General features: G+C 63.0%; 17 protein-coding genes. 10 read left to right on the top strand and 7 right to left on the bottom strand.

Features of this window, described 5'->3' with window-relative positions; all coding sequences use genetic code 11:
• Nucleotides 1-72 precede the first annotated feature (72 nt).
• On the top strand, nucleotides 73-3,573 hold the full coding sequence (dnaE, locus tag ACRANW_RS11035) for a DNA polymerase III subunit alpha (protein ID WP_479431836.1): 3,501 nt from the start codon (nucleotides 73-75) through the stop codon (nucleotides 3,571-3,573).
• 89 nt (nucleotides 3,574-3,662) lie between these two features.
• Here dnaE and ACRANW_RS11030 read toward each other — a convergent pair whose 3' ends face one another.
• Nucleotides 3,663-4,787: an OmpA family protein gene (locus ACRANW_RS11030; RefSeq protein WP_479431835.1), complete on the bottom strand. Its 1,125-nt coding sequence runs from the start codon at nucleotides 4,785-4,787 to the stop codon at nucleotides 3,663-3,665.
• Between the two features lie 243 nt (nucleotides 4,788-5,030).
• On the opposite strand from ACRANW_RS11030, the gene ACRANW_RS11025 reads away from it, so the two are divergent.
• Together ACRANW_RS11025 and ACRANW_RS11020 are read left to right on the top strand one after the other, a co-directional pair.
• On the top strand, nucleotides 5,031-6,638 hold the full coding sequence (locus ACRANW_RS11025) for a long-chain fatty acid--CoA ligase (protein ID WP_479431834.1): 1,608 nt from the start codon (nucleotides 5,031-5,033) through the stop codon (nucleotides 6,636-6,638).
• The gene (locus ACRANW_RS11020) at nucleotides 6,631-7,146 is read left to right on the top strand and encodes an N-acetyltransferase family protein (protein WP_479431833.1); all 516 of its coding nucleotides are present in this window, start codon (nucleotides 6,631-6,633) and stop codon (nucleotides 7,144-7,146) included. The genes ACRANW_RS11025 and ACRANW_RS11020 overlap by 8 nt, the downstream gene beginning before the upstream one ends.
• A 266-nt stretch (nucleotides 7,147-7,412) precedes the next feature.
• On the opposite strand, the gene ACRANW_RS11015 is transcribed toward ACRANW_RS11020, so the two are convergent.
• From ACRANW_RS11015 to ACRANW_RS11000, 4 genes are all read right to left on the bottom strand, one after another.
• Entirely contained in the window at nucleotides 7,413-8,516 is a 1,104-nt protein-coding gene (locus ACRANW_RS11015) for a PA0069 family radical SAM protein (protein WP_479431832.1), read from the bottom strand.
• Nucleotides 8,517-8,619: 103 nt separating this feature from the next.
• The gene (moaB, locus tag ACRANW_RS11010; RefSeq protein ID WP_479431831.1) at nucleotides 8,620-9,150 is read right to left on the bottom strand and encodes a molybdenum cofactor biosynthesis protein B; all 531 of its coding nucleotides are present in this window, start codon (nucleotides 9,148-9,150) and stop codon (nucleotides 8,620-8,622) included.
• Between the two features lie 14 nt (nucleotides 9,151-9,164).
• The gene (locus ACRANW_RS11005) at nucleotides 9,165-10,922 is read right to left on the bottom strand and encodes a lytic transglycosylase domain-containing protein (RefSeq protein WP_479431830.1); all 1,758 of its coding nucleotides are present in this window, start codon (nucleotides 10,920-10,922) and stop codon (nucleotides 9,165-9,167) included.
• The gene (locus ACRANW_RS11000) at nucleotides 10,919-11,725 is read right to left on the bottom strand and encodes a uracil-DNA glycosylase family protein (protein ID WP_479431829.1); all 807 of its coding nucleotides are present in this window, start codon (nucleotides 11,723-11,725) and stop codon (nucleotides 10,919-10,921) included. Before ACRANW_RS11000 ends, ACRANW_RS11005 begins: the two co-directional genes overlap by 4 nt.
• Before the next feature lie 124 nt (nucleotides 11,726-11,849).
• On the opposite strand from ACRANW_RS11000, the gene ACRANW_RS10995 reads away from it, so the two are divergent.
• The 7 genes from ACRANW_RS10995 (at nucleotide 11,850) to ACRANW_RS10965 (ending at nucleotide 19,905) form a co-directional block, all read left to right on the top strand.
• Nucleotides 11,850-13,499: an electron transfer flavoprotein-ubiquinone oxidoreductase gene (locus ACRANW_RS10995; protein ID WP_479431828.1), complete on the top strand. Its 1,650-nt coding sequence runs from the start codon at nucleotides 11,850-11,852 to the stop codon at nucleotides 13,497-13,499.
• 207 nt (nucleotides 13,500-13,706) lie between these two features.
• Complete coding sequence (locus tag ACRANW_RS10990) at nucleotides 13,707-14,522, top strand: 4-(cytidine 5'-diphospho)-2-C-methyl-D-erythritol kinase (protein WP_479431827.1); 816 nt, start codon at nucleotides 13,707-13,709, stop codon at nucleotides 14,520-14,522.
• Nucleotides 14,519-15,235 carry an N-formylglutamate amidohydrolase gene (locus tag ACRANW_RS10985; protein WP_479431826.1) on the top strand — a complete coding sequence of 239 codons (717 nt, stop codon included), beginning with the start codon at nucleotides 14,519-14,521 and terminating at the stop codon, nucleotides 15,233-15,235. The genes ACRANW_RS10990 and ACRANW_RS10985 overlap by 4 nt, the downstream gene beginning before the upstream one ends.
• A 42-nt stretch (nucleotides 15,236-15,277) precedes the next feature.
• The gene (gene ilvD / locus ACRANW_RS10980; RefSeq protein WP_479431825.1) at nucleotides 15,278-16,999 is read left to right on the top strand and encodes a dihydroxy-acid dehydratase; all 1,722 of its coding nucleotides are present in this window, start codon (nucleotides 15,278-15,280) and stop codon (nucleotides 16,997-16,999) included.
• Nucleotides 16,980-17,327 carry a hypothetical protein gene (locus ACRANW_RS10975; protein ID WP_479431824.1) on the top strand — a complete coding sequence of 116 codons (348 nt, stop codon included), beginning with the start codon at nucleotides 16,980-16,982 and terminating at the stop codon, nucleotides 17,325-17,327. The genes ilvD and ACRANW_RS10975 overlap by 20 nt, the downstream gene beginning before the upstream one ends.
• Nucleotides 17,324-18,712: an NAD(P)H-hydrate dehydratase gene (locus ACRANW_RS10970; protein WP_479431823.1), complete on the top strand. Its 1,389-nt coding sequence runs from the start codon at nucleotides 17,324-17,326 to the stop codon at nucleotides 18,710-18,712. Before ACRANW_RS10975 ends, ACRANW_RS10970 begins: the two co-directional genes overlap by 4 nt.
• Entirely contained in the window at nucleotides 18,709-19,905 is a 1,197-nt protein-coding gene (locus ACRANW_RS10965; protein WP_479431822.1) for a class I SAM-dependent RNA methyltransferase, read from the top strand. Before ACRANW_RS10970 ends, ACRANW_RS10965 begins: the two co-directional genes overlap by 4 nt.
• Here ACRANW_RS10965 and ACRANW_RS10960 read toward each other — a convergent pair.
• Both ACRANW_RS10960 and ACRANW_RS10955 read right to left on the bottom strand, forming a co-directional pair.
• Complete coding sequence (locus tag ACRANW_RS10960) at nucleotides 19,902-20,693, bottom strand: hydrolase 1, exosortase A system-associated (RefSeq protein WP_479431821.1); 792 nt, start codon at nucleotides 20,691-20,693, stop codon at nucleotides 19,902-19,904. The genes ACRANW_RS10965 and ACRANW_RS10960 overlap by 4 nt on opposite strands.
• Entirely contained in the window at nucleotides 20,690-21,379 is a 690-nt protein-coding gene (locus tag ACRANW_RS10955; RefSeq protein WP_479431820.1) for a hypothetical protein, read from the bottom strand. The genes ACRANW_RS10960 and ACRANW_RS10955 overlap by 4 nt, the downstream gene beginning before the upstream one ends.
• Between the last annotated feature and the right edge of the window lie 31 nt (nucleotides 21,380-21,410).

The following is a 21,410-nucleotide window of genomic DNA, read 5'->3' as shown; positions in this document are numbered from 1 at the left end:
TGCGCGACGATATGCCGGAAAAGCGCAGCGTGAGCGCTTGGCGAATCCGCGGCTGACCCGCATATTGACGTTATGCCTTTTGCTCCCTTCGTTCCGCTGCGCGTGCTGTCATCTTTTTCGATGCTGGAAGGCGCGATTGATCCCAAGGACATCGCCAAACTTGCAAAAGAGCGCGGCTACCCCGCCATCGCGATCTGTGACCGCAACGGGCTTTACGGCATCATGCCCTTTGCCGCTGCCTGCAAAAGCGAAGGCGTCCAACCGATTATTGGCGCACTTCTGGGCGTGGTTCGGGATGGTGAGCGCGGCACCGTCGATTACCTGCCGCTGTTTGCGCAAGATGATGCGGGTTACGACAATCTGTGCCACCTTGTCTCGTCCGCGCACCTTGATCGCCCGCTGGAACGCGAGCCGCATGTCACGCTCGCCGATCTGGAAGGCCGCACCGCTGGTCTGATCGCGCTGACCGGTGCGAATGAAGGTGGGCTGACGCGGTTGCTCGCCGAAGGGCAGCATGACGCCGCAATGCGCCTTGCTGATCGTTTGGAAGCATTGTTCCCCGGTCGTCTCTACGTCGAACTTGCACGTCACGGCGATTCTGTTTGCGAGCAGGCCGAACAGGCTTTGATCGATCTCGCCTATGTGCGCGACTGGCCGCTGGTCGCGACCAATCCTGCCAATTTTGCCGAACCGCATATGCACAAGGCGCATGACGCGATGCTGTGCATTGCCAATTCGACTCAGATTGACGCGGATGATCGCCCGCGTTCAAACCCGCAAGCCTTCGTCAAATCGGCCAGCATGATGGCGGAGGCCTTTGCTGATTTGCCTGAGACAACCGCCAACACGCTGGTGATCGCCCAGCGTTGCGCCTTCGCGCCGCCTTATCGCAAGCCGATCCTGCCCAGCCTTGCCGGTGATCTATCGGGCGAGGCGCAGATGCTGGCGTCGGATTCGCGCAGCGGACTGGAAGCCCGTCTGGCAGCCTATCCCGATCTTTCGGATGATGAGCGCAAGGTCTATTTTGATCGGCTGGAGTTCGAGATCGACGTTATCGCCGGCATGGGCTTTCCCGGCTACTTCCTGATCGTGGCCGACTTCATTAAGTGGGCCAAGGAACAGGGCATTCCGGTGGGGCCGGGGCGCGGCTCTGGTGCGGGTTCGGTGGTCGCCTGGGCGCTCACCATTACCGATCTTGATCCGATCAAGCTGGGGCTGCTGTTTGAACGGTTCCTCAACCCTGAACGTGTGTCGATGCCCGATTTCGATATCGACTTCTGCGAAACCCGGCGGGGCGAAGTGATCCGCTATGTGCAGGCCAAGTATGGCACCGACCACGTCGCGCAGATCATCACCTTCGGCAAGCTGAAGGCCCGCGCGGTGTTGCGCGATTGCGGGCGCATTTTGCAGATGAGCTACGGTCAGGTTGACCGGCTGTGCAAGATGATACCCAACCACCCGACCGACCCTTGGCCGCTTCCGCGCGCGCTGAATGGCGCAGCGGATTTCCGCCGGGAATATGATAACGACAAGGATGTGAAGCGCCTCGTCGATTTGGCGATGCAATTGGAAGGCCTGCCGCGCAATTCCTCCACCCACGCGGCGGGCGTGGTGATCGGTGACCGGCCGTTGGCGCAATTGGTGCCGCTGTATCGCGATCCGCGATCGGACATGCCGGTGACGCAGTTCGACATGAAATATGTCGAGTCAAGCGGCCTGGTGAAGTTCGATTTTCTTGGCCTGAAGACGCTGTCGGTGCTGCGTAAGGCGGTCGATCTGCTGGAAGCGCGCGGGATCACGATTGATCTGGGCGCGCTGCCGCTGGACGATGCGCAGGTTTATAACCTGATGCAGACCGGCAATACCGTCGGCGTGTTCCAGCTGGAATCCGAAGGGATGCGCCGCACGCTCAAAGCGGTGAAGCCCACGAACTTTGGCGACATTATCGCGCTCGTTTCGCTTTACCGTCCCGGCCCGATGGACAACATTCCCCTGTTCGGTCAGCGCAAGGCGGGTGTGGTGCCGATCGAATATCCGCACGAAAAGCTCGAAGGCATCCTCGCTGAAACTTACGGCATTTTTGTCTATCAGGAACAGGTGATGCAGGCAGCCCAGGTGCTGGCGGGGTATTCGCTTGGGGATGCAGACTTGCTGCGCCGCGCCATGGGCAAGAAGGTGCAGGCCGAAATGGACGCCCAGCGCGGGCGTTTCTGCGATGGCTGCAAGACCAATTCCGGCATCGAGGCCAAGCGCGCCAATGAATTGTTCGACCTGATCGACAAATTTGCAGGCTACGGTTTCAACAAATCGCACGCGGCGGCTTACGCGCTCCTCGCCTACCAGACCGCATGGCTGAAGGCGCATTACCCCGAGGAATTCTACGCCGCGTCGATGTGCTTTGACATGCACCAGTCCGAAAAACTCAACGTCTTTGTCGACGATGCACGGCGGTATCCCAATGGTCAGGGCGGTGTCGAAGTGCTGGCGCCGTGCATCGTAGCGAGCGAGGCCGAGTTCACGGTTGAACAGACTGATCACGGCTATGGTGTGCGCTACGCTCTCGCCGGGATTCGCAATGTCGGTGAAAAGGCGATGGAGGCCATTGTTGCTGAGCGGCAGGCGAGCGGGCCGTTTGCCAGCCTCAAGGATCTGTTCGAGCGGGTGCCGCAGGGCACCATGAACCGCCGCCAGTTGGAAGGTCTGATCTGCGCGGGCGCTTTTGATACGCTGGAGCCGAACCGTGCTGTGCTGCTTGCGAATGCTGATCTGCTGATGGCGGTGGCCGACGCGGCGGCCCGTGAACGGTCAAGCGGGCAAGCGGCGCTGTTCGGCGGTGACGCAGGGCCTGCGGAAGACCTGCGGTTGCAAGCGTGTGAGCCATGGTCGCGCACCGACCGGATGGCCAAGGAACGCGAAAACTTCGGGTTCTATTTCTCGGCGCATCCGGTGCACCAATATCGTGATGCCGCGTCAGCAAATGGCGCGCGTACGTACCAGAGCCTGATGGAAGCGGGCGGACCAGCCGGTGGGCGCGGATCGGCGGTCATGGCTGTGCTGGTTGAGGGAATCACCAAGGCGCGCACGCGCAAGGGCGGAACCTTCGTGCGGGCCGATTTTTCTGATTCCTCCGGTCAATTCTCCGCCGCTTGCTTTGAAGAGACACTGGTGCCGCAATTTGAACGCTGGGCCGCTGATGGAGAATGCCTGCTGCTGACGGTTGAACTGGATTCGCCAAGCCCGGACGAACCGCCTCGGTTGACCGTGCGCGGTGCCCGTCCGCTGGCGGCGGTGAGCGGGGCGACGGCGATGGAATTGACGGCGGAAATCGCTTCGGTCGCGGCCTTGCGCGAACTCCAGATTGAACTCCAGGCCGCAAAAGGCGAGCGCCCTACGGGTACAGGCGAAGTCGTGGTGCGCTTGATGCTCGCTGATGAAGGCGAAGTGGACGTGCGGCTCGGATCAAATTTCGTTCTCAACGGCGAACTGGCCGAACGTCTCGCCGCAGTCGACGGCATTGGCCAGGTCGCGTTGGTGCCATTGAAGAAGCGCAGCAACTTGCGATTGGTGGCCTGACAGCGTACGGCCAAACAGCGCCCAAGCAAAAAGGGGGCGGATTGCTCCGCCCCCTCGCTTAGTCGTCAGACCGTCAAGTCTTGTGACGATTACATGCCCGAACCCGGACCGTAGGTCACTTCGACGCGGCGGTTCTGTGCTTCACGCACGCCGTCGGCGGTCGGAACGCGCGGCTGGCTTTCACCAAACGCTTCGCCCGAAATCTGGCCCGAAGGCACGCCGCGGCCGGTCATGTAGCTGCGAACGGCTTCGTTACGACGCTGGGCGAGGCCCATGTTGTACTTCGCGCTGCCCGACGTATCGGTGTGCCCGGCCAACATCACGCGTGCCATGCCGCAATTGGCATAGGCAGTGACTGCGTTGTTGAGGATGGTGGAGGCTTCCGCCGAGATGTCCGAACGATCAAAGTCGAAGAACACGATGTACGGACCGGTGTTGCAGGCCGGACGCGGCGGCGGCGGCGGAGCAGCAACCGGCGGCGGGGGCGGCGGGGGAGCAGCAGCCGGCGGCGGCGGCGGCGGTGCCGGCTGTGCGGGGGCACCGAAGTTGTAGGTCAAGGTTGCCAGAACCGAGTGGGTTTCAAAGTTGTCCTGGTAAAGGTTGCCCTGCGAATTCACGAGCGACAGCTTGTCGATCACGAAATAGCGATACTTGACGCCGAAATCGACGTTTTCGCTGAGCGGCAGACGCGCTTGTGCGATGGCCTGGTAGGCAAGGCCGCCATCCTTGTCGATGACAATGCCCGGACCGGCGTTGTTTGCAGTCAGGTTAGCATCATAGATGGCATAACCAACACCGCCACCGGCGCTGAAGCCAATGCCATCATTCCCGCCGATGTCGAACAGCGCATTGACCATGCCGCTGGCGATATCGATGTTGCCGCCGATGTCATCGTAGAAACCGGGGACGCTCACGCCGGTGGCAAGGGGGATGCCAACGATCGGTGCATTGACGGTCTTCACGCCGAACTGCTTATAGGCACCTTCGGCTTCAAGGCGAAATGCGCCAAAATCGTAACCGAAGACAGCGCCGGCTTCCCAGCCATTCTTGTTGTCGATGAAGATTTGTTCTTCAACGCCGTTAACGTCGATCTGGTTGTCATTCGGGAAGGTCATGCCGCCTTCGATGCCGATGTAAGCTTGGCCGTCGCGTGCGTTGGCGGGCACAGCGATGATCGTCGCAGCCCCCAAGAGAAGAATTGCTGTTTTTTTCATTTTATTTTCCTTCAAATGCAATTTCGTGATCGCAGCCTGAGCAAGCGACACGCCTACGGGTCAGGCTGTTCCGGCCCGTGGCAAAGGGGGAGAGTGATTTGACAGCGTAATGTTCAATGCCATGCGGCAGGCCGTGTAAATATTGCGATGAAGGGAATTATGGACAAAGAAGCCGGCGACGTTAGCGGTTAAGCCACCGTAGAGCGCAAGATTAAGACGCTAACATTTTGGGAGAAATGCAACATGAGCGGAACCAAGCACGGAGCAATGCAGGAATGGACCATGCGGGTAACCGCTGTAATCGATCATGCGGCGCGCGAAGCGCCGACCCGCGAGATTGTTAGCCGCTGGGCGGACGGCAGTGAAACCCGCACTGACTGGGCAGGGGTTCGCCGTGATGCGCTAAAGATGGCCCAAGCGCTTCAGCGGCTGGGCATCAAGCCGGGCGACAAGGTCGCCAGCCTGGCGATGAACCACGCGCGCCATCTGGTCAGCTGGTACGGTGTGGCAGGGATGGGCGGGGTGCTTCACACCGTGAATCCGCGCCTGTTTGACGACCAGCTCGAATATATCGTCAATCACGCGGAAGACCGCGTGCTGTGCTACGATGCAGCGTTTCAGCCGATCGTTGATCGGATGCGCGACCGTTGGCCAATGGTTGAACATTACATCTGCTACGATTCGGGCGCGCATTCGCCAGCTTTCGAAGACTGGATTGGCGCCGAAGATGGCGATTTCGAATGGGTCACAGGTCCGGAAACCGATCCTTGCATGATCTGCTACACCAGCGGGACCACCGGTAATCCCAAGGGCGTGCAATATGAGCACCGCTCGACCGTGCTGCACGCCATCGCGGGGCTGCAACCGGCCAGCTTCAATTTCAGCGCGGCGTCCTTGATGCTGCCGGTGGTGCCGATGTTCCACGCAGCAAGTTGGGGCTTGCCCTATGCCGGCGCGATGGCGGGCATCAAGTTCGTGTTTTCAGCAGTCAATGATCCGGCGGTGCTGCACGATCTGATGCTGCGCGAAGGCGTGACCGATAGCGCGGGCGTTCCCACCGTCTGGCTTGCGCACTTCCAGTATTGTGATCGTGAGGGCCTTGACCTGCCACCCCTGAAGGCGGCGACCATTGGCGGGTCGGCGGCGCCCAAGTTCATGATCGAACGCCTGCTCAGGAACGGCACCCGCGTCCAGCACGCCTGGGGCATGACCGAAACGTCGCCCATCGGAACCGTTGGCGGGCCGACGTGGGATTGGGACACGCTGACCATGGAGCAGAAGATCGAAAAGACCGCGATGCAGGGCCGTCCGATTTTCGGCGTGCAGCTGCGCACGGTCGATCTGGACGACATGACGACCGAGCTGCCGCGCGATGGAAAAACCTCGGGCGCGCTGCAGATCCGCGGGCCGTGGGTGATCAAGCGGTATTTCAAGGCGGAAAAGGACGCGGTGGGCAATGACGGCTGGTTCGATACCGGCGACGTTGGCATTCTGCACCCTGATGGTACGCTGCAGCTGACCGATCGCACCAAGGACGTGATCAAGTCCGGCGGCGAATGGATCAGCTCGGTCGAGCTCGAAAACGCCGCCTGTGGTCATCCCGGCGTCGCAGAGGCCGCCTGCATCGGCATCACACACCCCAAGTGGGACGAGCGCCCGGTTTTGTTTGTGGTGAAGAAGGAGGGGACTGATCTTACGGCGGATGATGTGATCGAACACCTCAAGCCGATTGTCGCCAAGTGGTGGCTGCCCGATGCGGTCGAGTTTGTTGACGACATCCCCCACACTGCGACCGGCAAGATCAGCAAGAAGGATCTGCGGGATCGCTTTGCGGACTACACGCTTGGTTGATCTGACAATCCGGCCTGCGCGCGAGCAGGACGCGCAGGCCGTGTGCGACATTTACGCCTTCCACGTCGCACACAGCACAGCAACCTTCGACACGACTGCGCCCGATGCAGTGGCGTGGGCTGAAAGGATTGCGGCAGTTACGGTGCGCGGCTGGCCGTTTCTTGTGGCTGAGCGCCAAAGGGCCACGCTTGGCTATTGCTACGCCGCCCAATTCCGCGACCGCGCGGCTTATGCGCGAACCTGCGAGAACAGCATCTATGTCGCCGATGATACCCGCGGCGGCGGAATCGGGACAGCGTTGCTCGCGGCGCTGATCGGGGCAGCACGGGCCAGCGGCTTCGAGCAGATGATCGCAGTGATCGGCGGCGGCGAGCCGGGCTCGGTCGCACTGCATGCGAAGAGCGGCTTTGTCCACGCGGGCCGGATGCGCAATGTCGGCTTCAAGCTCGGACGGAGGCTTGATACCGTCTATATGCAATGTGATCTAACGAAAGACGCCGCCGCATGACTTGTGAAACCTATATTGAGCCATCCTTGGCGAACCTTCAGGCTTGGAAGGATCCCGCGCGGGTTGCCGATCAACATGCCCAATCTGCTGCTGTATCGCGACGTGGCGGAGTACTCCGAAGGTGAACAAGCGTGACGCCCTGATGTTGCTGGCCGGGCTCTTATTCGGCATCAGCGCCGGGTGGTAGTTGCAGGAGATGAACCTGGTCGACGCCTGCCTCGATGCGGGTGGACAATGGCAAAGCGGCGGCAGCTATTGCGAGGGCGTTAGTCCCAAAGCAGCCGCATCTGCCCGCCCACCTCTGGCGCCCTGAACCGCGAGCTATCCAGTTCGAACCGCGCTTTCCCAATCCCTGCCTGCTTGCACGCCAGCGTGAAGCGCGCTCGGATCAGATCGGCCCATACGCCTTTGGGGTTGAAGCGGCTGTGGAAATTGGGATCATTGTCCCGCCCGCCCCGCATTGCGCGCACGATGCTCATCACCTTGCCAGCGCGCTCGGGATAGTGAACGGCGAGCCATTCGCGGAACAGCGGCGCGACTTCGTGGGGGAGGCGCAAGGGTATCCAGTTTATGCTGGGCACGCCCAAAGCCCCGACTTCAGCCACAATGCCTTCGATGAATTCGTCGGTGATTGCCGGGATGATCGGCGAAATCGAACAGTGCACCGGCACGCCGAGCTCCAGCAGCTTGCCCAAGGCTGCAATCCGCTTGGCAGGCGCCGCGCAGCGCGGTTCGAGCTTGCTCGACAGCACCGGATCGAGGCTGGTTACAGAGATCGCCACCGCCACCAGATTCTGGCGCGCCATTTCCGCCAACAGATCAGCGTTGTCCAGCACCCGGTCCGACTTGGTGGTGATGGTGACAGGGTGACGCGTTTCGAGGCACACTTCGAGAATTCCACGGGTGATCCGATAATCTCGCTCGATCGGCTGATAGGGATCGGTGTTGGTGCCAAGCGCGATCGGCTTGGGCGTATAACCCCGCTTCGCCAGTGTCTTGCGCAACAGCGCCGCAGCATCGGGTTTGGCAAACAGTTTGGTTTCGAAATCCAATCCTGGCGACAGGTCGTGATAGGCGTGGGTCGGCCGGGCGAAGCAATAGACGCAGCCATGTTCGCACCCGCGATAGGCGTTGATCGAACGGTCAAACGGCACGTCGGGTGACTGGTTGAAGGTGAGGATCGACTTGGGCCGCTCTTGCATCACCGTGGTGCGCAGTTTGACAGGCGGGCCCCCGTCTTCTTTGGCCAGCGCCTCGACATGATCGCGCCAGTCCCCGTCAACCTCGCGTGCGGCGAGGCCAAAGCGGGTAGGCACCGCGTCTGACTGCGCGCCGCGTCCTTTGATCGGCAAATGTTTCACGTGGAACATTTACGGAACAAACGCCGCTTCGGCAACCCTTGGCAAGGCCTGATCAAAAGCGGGCGAGAGGGGGTCTAAGAAGGGTCTAGAATGGGTCTGGCATAACCCAAAATCACACCTCGCGCAGCCGCGGCATCAGGTCCACGAAATTGCAGGGGCGATTGCGGCTATCGAGCTGTTCGGCAAGAATGCCGTCCCAGCCATCCTTCACCGCGCCATTCGATCCGGGCAGCGCGAAAATATAAGTGCCGCGTGCCACCACCGCGCAGGCGCGCGACTGCACGGTGCTGGTGCCGATGGTCTGGAAGCTAAGCCAACGGAACAGCTCGCCAAAGCCGGGGATGGCACGGGCATCTGCGATCATCGCCAACGCTTCGGGCGTCACATCGCGGCCTGTAAGCCCGGTGCCTCCGGTGCTGACCACAGCGTCAATGGCGGGATCGTCAATCCACGCCTCGAACTGTGCGGCAAGCGTTTCCGCATCATCCTTGACGATTAAACGGGCCGCCAGACGGTGCCCCGCGGCGGTCACGCGGGCCACCAGAACGCTGCCCGAGGTGTCAGTCGCCGGCGTGCGCGTGTCCGATACGGTCAGGACGCCGATGTTGATTGGCTTGAAAACCAGGTTTTCGTCAATCGCCACAGGCATGCGCTCCCTTACTTCTCCAACCGTGCCGAGCGGGTGGTTGCCGCACGCGGAAACTCCGGCCAGCGCCCTTGTGCCAGCGCGCGGCGGCTGGGGGAGGTTGCGCCCGCGGCGCGCTCATACATCCAGTAATTGCGCATCACGATCGCGACATAGCCGCGGGTCTCCCAGTAGGGAATCGATTCCATCCACAGCAGCGGATCGTTCTGATCGTTGATCTCGGTGTTCCAGCGTTGAACCGGGGTGAGGCCAGCGTTGTAGGCCGCCATGATCTTGGGCAGCGTGCCCCCGGTCGCCGCGGAATCGCGCAGCATCTCCAGATTGCGCTGTCCGAAGGCGAGGTTCACCTGCGGATCGTCCAGATTGACATAAGACGCGCTCATATTGAGCCGCGGGGCGTGTTCGCGCACGGTGATCGGGGTGATCTGCATCAGGCCGCGGGCATTGGCCGGGCTGACGGCAGAGGCGCGAAAGTTTGATTCCTGCAAGGCATGGGCAAAGGCGAGCGCGGGATCGACCTGCCAGCCGCCCACCGGCTGCCAATGCGCCACCGGAAAGCGCAGCGCAGGATCACTGCTGGTGCCGTAGGGCGCGTTGTGCGCCATGAACAGCTGGGTCGCGGGCAGCCCCATTTCCCGCGCGAGCCGGGACAGGGCACCGAACTGATAGGCGGGGCCGATCCGCGCTTCATGCCTGAGCACGTCATCGGCAAGCGAAGGGCGGCCGATTTCTGCAAGGGCAACGGCAACGCGGACATTGGGTCGCTGCGCCACTTGTGCCCAGTCATCGCGGCTGAACGGCGGCGGCGGCGCGTGTGCGGGCAATTCGGCACCGAGCTGATCGGCGGCCAGCATTCCGTACAGCGTTTCATCCAGCTGCGCGGCTGCCGAAAGGTGAAGCTGCGCCTGCTGGGGTTCCCGGCACCGCACCAGCGCGCGATGCGCCCAGTAATGCCCGGCGGCGGACAATTCGACGTTGGATGCGCCGCTGGCGACCCGGGCAAAGGCTTCGGCGGCAAGCTGGCAATAGCCCATCCGCCATGCCGCAAGCCCTTCGACCCAGGCGCCTTCCGCAACCCACGCGCCGGTCCCTTGGGCAACCGTGCGCGCCAGTTCCAGAGCGGAAGCATCATTGTTTTCGATGTAGTAGCTCCACGCGACTCGTTCGCGCCATTCGGCGCGTGCATCGCTGGAAAGCATGGGATCAATCTCGGCCAGCAGGCGCTGGGCTTCGAACGGGTTATCCGCCTTGATCGCGCCCAGGATCAGCTCGGCTGTGGTGCTGGGCATCGTGCCGTCCGTCACGGACCGGGGCAGGATGCGCTTGGGCGCATAGGGTTGGCGTGCAAAGCCCTGTTCGGTGGGCAGCGGGGGAATGTATGCAACACCGCGCTTGGCACCCATCCGGGCCAGTTGTTCAGCTTTGGGCAGATCGGTCCCGGCGGCAAACCACCCGGAAATTTGTTCAGCCGCAATCTTCGGGCTGTTGGCATGGGTGTAATATTCGGCGCGCGCGGCCTGTGTCAGCACGCCATCGGGGCGCTGGGCAAGGAGATTTTCGACCACATCCCACTGCTCGCCGTCAATCGCAGCAAATAGCTGGCGGTAATGGGCGCGTTCCTCGCTGCCCAGAACCGGGGCTAGGGCAGAGCCTTCGGGCACCGCCCCATTCCACCGCGCCACAAGGTCGCTCGATTGCGCGGCGACCGGGGCAGGCACGGCTGCGGTGACAAACACCATGGCAGACAGCAGTTTCAAACGGGACTTCATAAGGGGGGCGACCATTCCATCCATCTCTTCCAAAACCGGGCCTTGAGCCGTGGCATTTCCAGCAAAGCATCGAGTGTTTCGCTCACGATAACCGGAACCTTGCCACCGGGATGGTTGATTTCACGTAAAGAATGATCGAGAGCTGCGCCGAGCATCGGGCCAAGGCCAGTACCAAACGCCAGCAACCGCGCCGGGCGCACGAGCGCGATGTGATGCGCGGTAACGCGGTCCATGCCGCCTGCCGCCAGAGCGGCAAGGTCGGCCATCGGCGTATGACAGGGCAGGGCCGAGGCGAGGTAGACGGCGCTTTCGTCCAGCCCCGTTGCCGCCAGAATATTGGCGAGCAGGCGTCCTTGCGCGCCGGAAAGCAGCGCATCGCGGTCGGCCTCTTCAGGCTGCGGCACCAGGATCATGAGCGCGGCAGCTTCTTGCCCGCGCGGAGCGATCCGTGGAAAGGCGCGCGCGGTGTCGATACCCGGCGCCGTCATCCACCAGTCCCGAAACGCCGCTAGATCGCGCGGCGGCGATTCGCCCAGATAGTCATGGCGCACAGGTGCAGCGGGCTGCGATAGAGAAACTGGCGCAGCGCGCACGCCCGATGTTTCGCCGGCTTGGCTGGCCTCGTTTTGCGACTCCAAGCCAGAAGACGCGGGCTTGCGGGAGTCTTGCGCGGACAAGGCTGCGGGTGGCTCGGCCAACCACGCCGTAGCGTCATCGGCGTAATCATAGTCGACCCCGGCCGCCTGCCACCAGGCAAGCGCGGCTGTACATTCGCGTGCTAGGGAAAGGTCGGGCTCGCTCATTGTGGGGTCATGCTATCCAACGCAGGCCTTGACTGTCCACGGTGGTGTTATCAAGTGGATAGTCAACGAAAACGTCAGACTGTGCGGTCTTCGCGCCAGACCAACAAGGATCAGGAAAGCTTCGATGAGCGAACGTGAATCAATGCCCTGCGATGTCGTGATTGTCGGCGGCGGGGTGGCGGGCCTTGCAGCGGCAATCCGGCTCAAGCAGATCAATGCCGAGCTGGAAGTGATCGTGCTGGAAAAAGGCTCCGAGATCGGGGCGCACATCCTGTCGGGCGCGGTGGTCGATCCCCGGTCGCTGGATGAATTGCTGCCCGAATGGCGCGACATGAAGTGCCCGATGGCCGAAACGCCCGTGACCGATAACTGGCACTGGGTCTTGTCGAAAGGCGGGAAGACATCGCTGCCCCACGCGCTGATGCCGCCGCTGATGGGCAACCACGGCTGCTACACCGGTTCGCTCGGCAATCTCACGCGCTGGCTGGCCGAACAGGCCGAAGGGCTGGGCGTGATGGTGTTCCCCGGCTTCCCGGCCGCCGACGTGATGATCGACGAGGACGGCCGCGTGGCGGGCGTCATCACGCAGGACATGGGCGTTGCCGCCGATGGCAGCCACAAGGGCGAATATCAGCCCGGCATGGAAATCCACGCCAAGTACACGCTGTTTGCCGAAGGCGCGCGCGGCAACCTGACCAAGCGGATGAAGGCGCGCTTCGATCTCGAAGCGAACTGCCAGCCGCAGGTCTATGGCCTTGGCATCAAGGAATTGTGGGACATTGATCCGGCGAAGCACAAGCCGGGCCGTGTGATCCACACGCAGGGCTGGCCGCTGACCGAAAGCGACAGCTGGGGCGGGGGCTTCCTGTACCATCAGGCCAATGGTCAGGTGGCTTTGGGCTTCGTGACCGCGCTCGATTACAAGAATCCCTGGGTCTCGCCTTATCAGGAATTCCAGCGCTGGAAACAGCACCCCGCGATCCGCGAATATCTCGAGGGCGGCAAGCGCGTCAGCTACGGCGCGCGCGCGATCAACGAGGGCGGCTGGCAGTCCGTGCCCAAGCTCGCCTTCCCTGGCGGCGCTCTGATCGGCTGCGCGGCGGGCTTTGTGAATGTGCCCCGGATCAAGGGCAGCCACACTGCGATGAAAAGCGGGATGCTGGCGGCCGAAAGCATCGCGGCGGCTGTGGCGGCAGGTCATGAAAAAACCGAATTGTCCGATTATGACGCAGCGGTGCGCTCAAGCTGGATCGCGGACGAATTGAAGAAGGTGCAAAACGCGCAGCCCGCGGTTGCCAAATACGGCGCCGACATCGGCACGGTGCTCGCTGGCGTCGATATGTGGATGCGCACACTCAAGATCGGCCTTCCGATCACGATGAAGCACAAGAAGGATTACACCTACACAGGCCGCGCCGATCTCTACAAGAAGATCGCCTATCCCAAGCCCGATGGCGTGATCACCTTCGATAAGCTGACCAACGTCGCCTACAGCTACACCAATCATGCCGAGGATCAGCCCTGCCACCTGCAGGTAAAGGATCTCGAGCTTCAGAAGGAAAGCGAGCTGGCGGTCTACGGCGGGCCTTCGGCGCGGTACTGCCCGGCGGGGGTCTATGAATGGCTGGTCGATGAGAAGTCCGGCGAGCCCAAGTTCCAGATCAATTCGCAAAACTGCGTCCACTGCAAGACCTGCGACATCAAGGACCCCAATCAGAACATCAACTGGGTCACGCCGGAAGGCGGCGGCGGGCCGAACTATCCGAATATGTGATCGGCGCGTGGATGCTCGGACTCCTCAGTTCAGGACACAGCTCATTCGTGCGCTGAAGAACGCGTATCCCGGGCGGGATTTTGACGTCAGGATCGTTACGACTGACGGGCTTCCCATAGGTAGAGAAGCCAAGTTTCTGGGTTCGAGGACCACCGACTTGAGCAAGTCGGCGCTGGAGCGTCAGTTTGGCATCGAGCCGGGTAAAGTGTGACTTTGATCGAAACCGCCTACGCCAAGATCAACCTCGCGCTGCATGTTCGCAGTCGGCGAGAGGACGGGTATCACGAACTTGAAACCTTGTTCGCCTTCGTCGATGCGGGCGATGTGCTGAGCGCCTCGCCTGACGCGCAGGACAGCGTCACCACGCTCGGCGAGTTTGCGGGCGGGCTGGACAATCCGTTCGACAACCTTGTGGCCAAGGCGCTCACCGCGCTCCCGCGTCCGCAGGGCCTCGCGGTGACACTGGAGAAGAACCTTCCCGTCGCGGCTGGTCTCGGCGGTGGATCGGCGGATGCAGGCGCGGTGTTCCGGATCGTCGAGGCTCTGCATGGCCTGCCGGACGGCTGGCAGGCGAGGGCGGCAAAACTTGGCGCGGATGTGCCCGCTTGCGTCCTCAATCGTACCCATATCGGCCTTGGCACCGGCACCGAGCAAGTCGAGGTGGAAGACGACCTCGCTGGGACCCCGGTGCTGCTGGTCAACCCGCGCGTGCCGCTCTCGACCGGGCCGGTGTTCAAGGCGTGGGCCAGTGTCGGGGGCGGTGAGGATCGCGGCGCATTGCCGGAAGGCCCCGCGAGCCGGATCGCAAGGGAAGGGCGCAACGATCTCGAAGGCCCTGCCATATCGCTCTGCCCGGTGATTGCCGAGGTGCTGACAGCGCTGGCGGAAACAAAGCCATGGCTCGTCCGCATGTCCGGCTCAGGCGCGACGTGTTTTGCGCTTTACGACACCCCCGAGGCCCGCGATGCGTCAGCGGCTGCGATGCCGAAAGCATGGTGGACCATGGCGGGGCGTCTGCGGTGAGCGCAGCCTTCCGCCAACTCGGCAGCCCGAAGCCCGGCCACATCGTCTGCACCGCCGACCACGCCAGCAACCATGTGCCCGCCGACATCGCCCTCGGCATCCCGGCCCACCTGCTGGATGACCACATCGCGGTCGACATCGGAACGCAGGCGATCGCGGAAATCCTCAGCCTAGATCACGCGATCCCCGCCCACATCGCCGCTGTCAGCCGGCTCGTGTGCGATTTCAACCGGGAGGAAACCGCCCCCGGCCTGATGCCCGAAATCAGCGATGGCCACCCGATCCCCGGCAATGCGGGCGCGGATAGCGAGGCGCGGCTGAACCGCTTTCACCGTCCCTATCATACCGCACTTGCCGAATGGCTGGCGGCGGCGGAGCCTGCGCTGATCCTCTCGCTCCACAGCTTCACGCCGCAGCTTGCCAGCCGTGATGAACCCCGCCCATGGGAGGTCGGCGTATTGTACAACGCGGATGACCGCGCCGCCCGCATCGCCATTGCACTGCTCTCGGCCGAGGGGCTGCATGTCGGCGACAATCTTCCGTATTCCGGGCGCGATCTCAATTACACGATGAACCGCCATGCCGAAGCGCATGGCCGGGCTTATTTCGGTATCGAATTGCGCCAGGACCTTTGCCAGGCGCCCGAAAGCCATGGGCGCTGGGCGGCATTGTTGGCGGATGTTGCGCAAAGGGTTGCCTCAAGCCTCGCCTGAAGGCAGGGAGCGTTTCACAAAACGGCCTTTTCAGGAAATCTTATGTCGCCAAAGTTTGACAAGTCAAAGCTGCCCAGCCGCCACGTCTCGGTCGGCCCGGAGCGCGCGCCGCACCGCTCCTACTACTACGCGATGGGCATGACCGAAGAAGAGATCGCTGCGCCGTTTGTTGGCGTGGTCAGCGCAGGCAACGACTCCGCGCCGTGCAACACCACCCTGAACGCGCAGGCTGATATCTGCCGCGAAGGTGTGATCGCCGGCGGCGGCACGCCGCGCCGGTTCAACACCATCACCGTGACCGATGGTATCGCGATGGGCCACCAAGGAATGAAATCTTCGCTCATCAGCCGTGAAATCATTGCAGACTCGATTGAGGTTTCGGTTCGAGGTCATTGTTATGACGCGCTTGTCGGCTTTGCAGGCTGCGACAAGAGCCTGCCGGGCATGATGATGGCGATGCTGCGGCTGAACGTGCCGAGCATCTTCGTCTATGGCGGATCGATCCTGCCCGGCACCCATCGCGGCGCGGATGTTACCGTGGTCGATGTGTTCGAAGCGGTGGGGCAATATGCTGCCGGAAACTGCCCCCTTTCCGAGTTGATCGCGCTCGAAAAGGTTGCTTGCCCCGGCCATGGCGCCTGCGGCGGCCAGTTCACCGCCAACACCATGGCCTGCGTGGGCGAGGCTATCGGATTATCGCTGCCAAACAGCAATATGGCGCCCGCGCCTTACAGGTCCCGTGATGATATTGCGGTAGCCGCAGGCAAGCAGGTGATGGAACTTGTCGCGCGCAACCTGCGCCCGCGCGATATCTGCACCCGCGCCGCCTTCGAGAACGCCGCGCGCGTCGTCGCTGCCACCGGCGGATCGACCAACGCCGCGCTCCACTTGCCCGCCATGGCGAGCGAGGCAGGTATTGAATTCGATCTTTTCGATGTGGCCGAGATCTTTAAATCAACGCCTTACATAGCGGACTTGAAGCCCGGTGGTAAATATGTGGCCAAGGACATGCACGAGGCTGGCGGGGTCTACATGGCGATGAAGACACTGCTCGACGGCGGGTTCATTGATCCAAATCCCATCACCGTCACTGGCAAGACCATCGGCGAAAACCTTGAAGAGATCACCTGGAACCCTGACCAGAAGGTGTTTTACGACGTGAAGACCCCGATCACTCCGACCGGCGGTGTCGTGGGCCTTAAGGGCAGCCTTGCGCCTGATGGCGCGATCGTGAAGGTCGCCGGCATGGCGCGGCTGCAATTTTCAGGGCCAGCGCGTGTGTTCGATTGTGAGGAAGATGCCTTCGCCGCCGTTGAACAGCGCGATATTGCCGATGGCTGCGTGATCGTGATCCGCTACGAAGGCCCCAAGGGCGGCCCCGGCATGCGCGAGATGCTCTCCACCACCGCCGCGCTTTACGGGCAGGGCATGGGCGAAAAGGTCGCGCTGATCACCGATGGCCGTTTCTCCGGCGCGACCCGGGGTTTCTGCATCGGCCATGTCTGCCCCGAAGCCGCTGACGGTGGCCCGATCGCGCTGGTAGAGGATGGCGACATCATCACCATCGATGCGGAAAGTGGCACAATTGAACTCGATGTGCCCGAGAACGTGCTCACTGCGCGCCGCGCTGCATGGCAGCCTCGCACCAATGATTACCAGTCCGGCGCTCTGTGGCGTTACAGCCAGGTGGTCGGCTTGGCGCGTTACGGCGCGATCACCCATCCCGGAGCAAGAACGGAAACTCATGTTTTTGCGGACATCTAGTACGCTTGCGGGGCTTGTGCTGCTGACAGGATGCGGACAGGCGGAAAGCCCGCCGCCGCCCGGCGAAAAGGTTGAATGCGCAATCGGTGCAGGGGCGGCGCTCTCGCCGGTTTGCACGCTGGAGCGGGCGGGCAGCGATATCATTGTGCACCACCCCGACGGGGGCTTCCGCCGCTTGATCCGCGATTCTGCGACAGACGCGCTTGCCACGCGTGACGGTGCCGAAACGCTGGTGCCTGAACAGGGCGGGGCAGAGGCCATCGCCTTTGCTATCGGCGCTGACCGCTACCTGATCCCGCGCAGTCTGCTCGGCCCGCCTGCGCAGTGAGCGCGGCGCAGGTTCTCACTGCGGCCCAGATGCGTAGCGCCGAGCAGGCGCTGTTCGATGCTGGTGTGGATGTGAGCGAGCTCATGGAGACCGCAGCCGGCGGTGCGGCCCAGTGGGTTCGGCGAGTTGCAGCAGGGCGACCGGTAACAGTCCTGTGCGGACCGGGGAACAACGGCGGCGATGGCTATGTCATCGCCCGCCGCCTGCGCGAGGCGGGCACCGCGGTAACAGTGATCGCGCCTCTTCCACCCCAAACCGATGCCGCACGCGAAGCGCGGCGGCGCTGGGACGAAACGGTCTCGACAGCGGCTGCGGGCGAGGGCGATGTGTTTGTCGATTGCCTGTTCGGTTCGGGCCTGTCGCGCCCCTTGGTGGCTGAACACGCGCTGCTCCTGCGCGATCTGGCGGCGCGGCACCGCTTCACGGTCGCGATTGATTTGCCGTCGGGCATCGCCAGCGATAGCGGCGCCGTTCTCAATGATAGGTTGCCTGCCTGTGATCTCACGCTGGCGCTGGGCGCGTGGAAATTTGCGCATGGGAGCTTGCCGGGCCGCGAATTGATGGGGCAGATGCGGCTTGTGCCTATCGGGATCGGTAAGGTTGCAGGCGCCGCGCAACGGATCGTGCGGCCGCGCCTGCGCGCGCCGGCGGTTGATAGCCACAAGTACCGCCGCGGTCTCCTCGCGATTGTCGCGGGCGCCATGCCGGGCGCGAGCCTGTTGGCTGCTGCCGCCGCCCAGCGATCGGGCGCGGGCTATGTAAAGGTGCTGGCGGACAAGCCCGATCTGCGCACGCCGGTCGAGGTGGTGACCGATACGGCGCCGCTGGCCGAGGCCTTGGCCGATCACCGGATCGCCGCGGTCCTGATCGGGCCGGGACTAGGGCGAGATGAAGCCGCAAGGAAGATGCTGGTCGAAACGCTTGCGCAAGCGCCCGCGCTGGTGCTCGATGCCGATGCGTTGATCATGCTCACGCCGGCGATGCTCGGGCGGGATGTCCCCATGCTCGCCACTCCGCATGATGGTGAATCGGCAACGCTGTGCCGCCATTTCGGTATCATCGCCGAATCTCGCCGTGACCGCGCCTTGGCGCTGGCGAAGCTGAGCGGGATGGCCGTGATCGCCAAGGGACCGGATACGATTGTCGCCGCGCCCGATGGACGTTTGGCGCTGGGCACGCCTTCATCAAGCTGGCTTTCGGTCGCAGGAACGGGCGACGTGCTCGCCGGTATTGCTGGCAGCCGGGTGGCGACGGGCGTTGATCCGTTCACGGCAGCTTGCGAGGCTGTATGGCTGCACGGCGAGGCGGCCAGGCTGACGGGACCCGCTTTCACGCCTTCGCAGCTTGCCCAAAGGGTGTCCGAGGCGCTAGCGGCCTGCCTGTGACCACATCTGAACCCATTATCCGTCTCGCCGCCAAGGGCGACGGCGTGACCGCCTCTGGCCGCCATATCGCACGCGCCGCACCGGGCGACATCGTCGATGAGGCTGGCGTTATCACGCCGGGTCCGCATCACATTGCCCCTGTGTGCCGCCATTTCGACCGCTGCGGGGGCTGCCTTTTGCAGCACGTGGACGATACGGCGCTGACAGCGTTCGTTGAGAGCCGGGTGCTGAATGCGGCGCGGGGGCAGGGGCTGGAACCTGCAGAGCTGCTGCCCGTCCACCTCTCGCCGCCGCACACGCGTCGCCGGGCCGGGCTGCATGGGCTTCGCACCGGCAAAAGTGCCGTGCTTGGCTACCGCGAGGGGGGATCGCACCGCGTGGTCGATCTGGCGGAATGCCCTGTCCTGCATCCTCGCCTCGCGGCGCTGATCGCCCCGCTGCGGCGCTTTGTGGCAGCATATGGCCCAAAAGGCATGGTCGGGATTGATCTGACGCTTGCCGATCAGGGCGTCGACGCCAGCTTCACGCAGTTTCCGATTGAAGGGCTCGGACCGACCGAGGCTGCGCTGGATTTCGCGCGCGAACACGAGCTTGCCCGGCTCAGCATCGATCAGGGCTATGGTCCTGAAACGCTATGGGAGCCCGAGCCTGCCACCGTGACGCTGTCGGGCATGCCAGTGAGCCTGCCGCCGGGCGCCTTCCTGCAGGCGACGGCCGATGCGGAAGCGATCATGACCGCCGATGCGGTACAGTGGCTGGCCGGCGCACGCGTTGTCGCCGATCTGTTCGCCGGGCTTGGCACCTTCGCCTTCGCGCTGCGGGAGGGACGCAAGGTTCTTGGCGTGGAGGCCGAGCGGGCCGCGCATCTTGCCTGCAAATCCGCTGGCGCGATGACGGGAAGCGGCGTGCTGGCGCTGCACCGCGATCTGTTCCGAAGCCCGCTTGAGCCTGCGGAACTCAACCGCTTCGATGCCGTGCTACTTGATCCCCCACGCGCTGGCGCGCGTGCGCAAATTGCTGAAATTGCTTCGAGCACCTTGTCGCGGGTGGTTTATGTCAGTTGCAACCCGTCAAGCTGGGCGCGTGACGCGGGCGTGTTGGTCGAGGCGGGCTTCCGCCTCGTCAAACTCCGCCCGGTCGGTCAGTTTCGCTGGTCCACCCATGTGGAATTGGTCAGCTATTTCGAGCGTTAGGCGCGCAACGCGGCGAGCAGTTGCGCTTCCAGCCAGTCACGATGGACAGGCTCGACATAGGCGTGACCTGCGCCCTCGCAGCGCGCGATGCGCGGATCGTTAGTGTCCCACGATGCTTCGAATACCTGCGCCGTGCGGTCAGCGGTTGCGAGCAGGATCCGAACGGGCCCCGCGAAACCAGCGAGGCCTGCGGCCATCTCCTGCGCTAGATTGGATGGCGGCGCAGGCGGGCGCAGCGCATGGGAGATGCCACGCGCAAGTTTTGAAAGGTTCACACCTCCGCTTATCAAGCGCATGACTTCTTTTGGATTTGTCAGCTTCTCAAGATAGCGCGTGCGGATCGCTGCCGGGGGCAGGGTGTCCTCCGCATCGCCGTTGCCTGCGCCGTCTTCAATGGTCCAGGGATTGGACAGCACCAGACCATCGCACCCCGCACCGTTCGCAAGCATCAGGGACGACGCGGCGTCGCAATTGCCAAAGGCGATCACCCGCGACAGGCGCGGTGCCATGGCTCTAAAAGCATCAATTGCGCATCTTATGTCTTTGGATGAAGACCGAAAACCTCGATTTTCACCCTCGCTGTCGCCGATCCCGCGGCGATCGAAGCGAAACACGGGAAATCCTGCGCGGGCGATGCGGGCCGCCATATCGGCCTGACCGCCAAACGCGCCTGAACGGATCTCGTTGCCGCCGCTGACGATCAGCAGTCCGGTGCGGCCCGGCGCGGTATCCAGTGTCCCGGCCAGTGTCAGGCTGCCGCAGCCAAATGTGTGAGAAAGCCGCGTCATGGTGCTGGATTTCGCAGACTTTCGACGATGACGGCGGCGAGCCTGTCGGCCTGACCAGCGTCATGATCAGGCTCGGCGCGCAACCACAGGCCTGCGCCACCGATGGCGCTCTGAGGAATGTCGGATTGCCCGGTGGTCAGTGCAGGTTCGGCGGCTTCGAGTTCACCGAACATCGTCGCCCCGATTGACCACCCGCCAAGGACGAGGCCTGCTTCCCGGCCCAAGGCACCAAGTATTTCTGAACTTTCGGCAATTCCGGCCTCTCGGGCAGCGATGGTGCGGGCACGGATCATGCCGCGCAGCAGCTTCGCCCCGGATTGCGGGGCATAGTGCCAGCCGGGCAGGCTGTCCGGTGCCACCAATGCGCCTGCGCGAAGGGCCAGCACGTGGGTTGCGCCCAGCAGGTCCGCTGCGGCGGCCATGCCAGCGCGCCAGTGTGCAAGTGTCTGCTGTTCAAGCGGAACGAGGCTTTCGTTGCAACCCGGTAGATCGGGTAGCAGGCTGTCGATCCCGGCGGCGTCGAGCCGTCGCATCACCTCGACTGTAAAGCGCCGCAGCTTGTTTGCTTCGTCAAACCAGGCCGGACACACCAGCACCCGCACTGCGCGGCTCCGGTCAAAGGCGACCAGCAATTCCTCGGTCGGCGGACTGTCTTCAAGACCCGGATTGTTCCACGTGAAAATCACCCGAGAGATGCTCTGCGGGGGGCCAAGACCA

The organism is Erythrobacter sp. 'gip.4 top 5' (genome assembly GCF_056495765.1).
The sequence above is the reverse complement of the archived record's forward strand: the minus strand, read 5'-3'. Positions and strand labels throughout refer to the sequence as shown.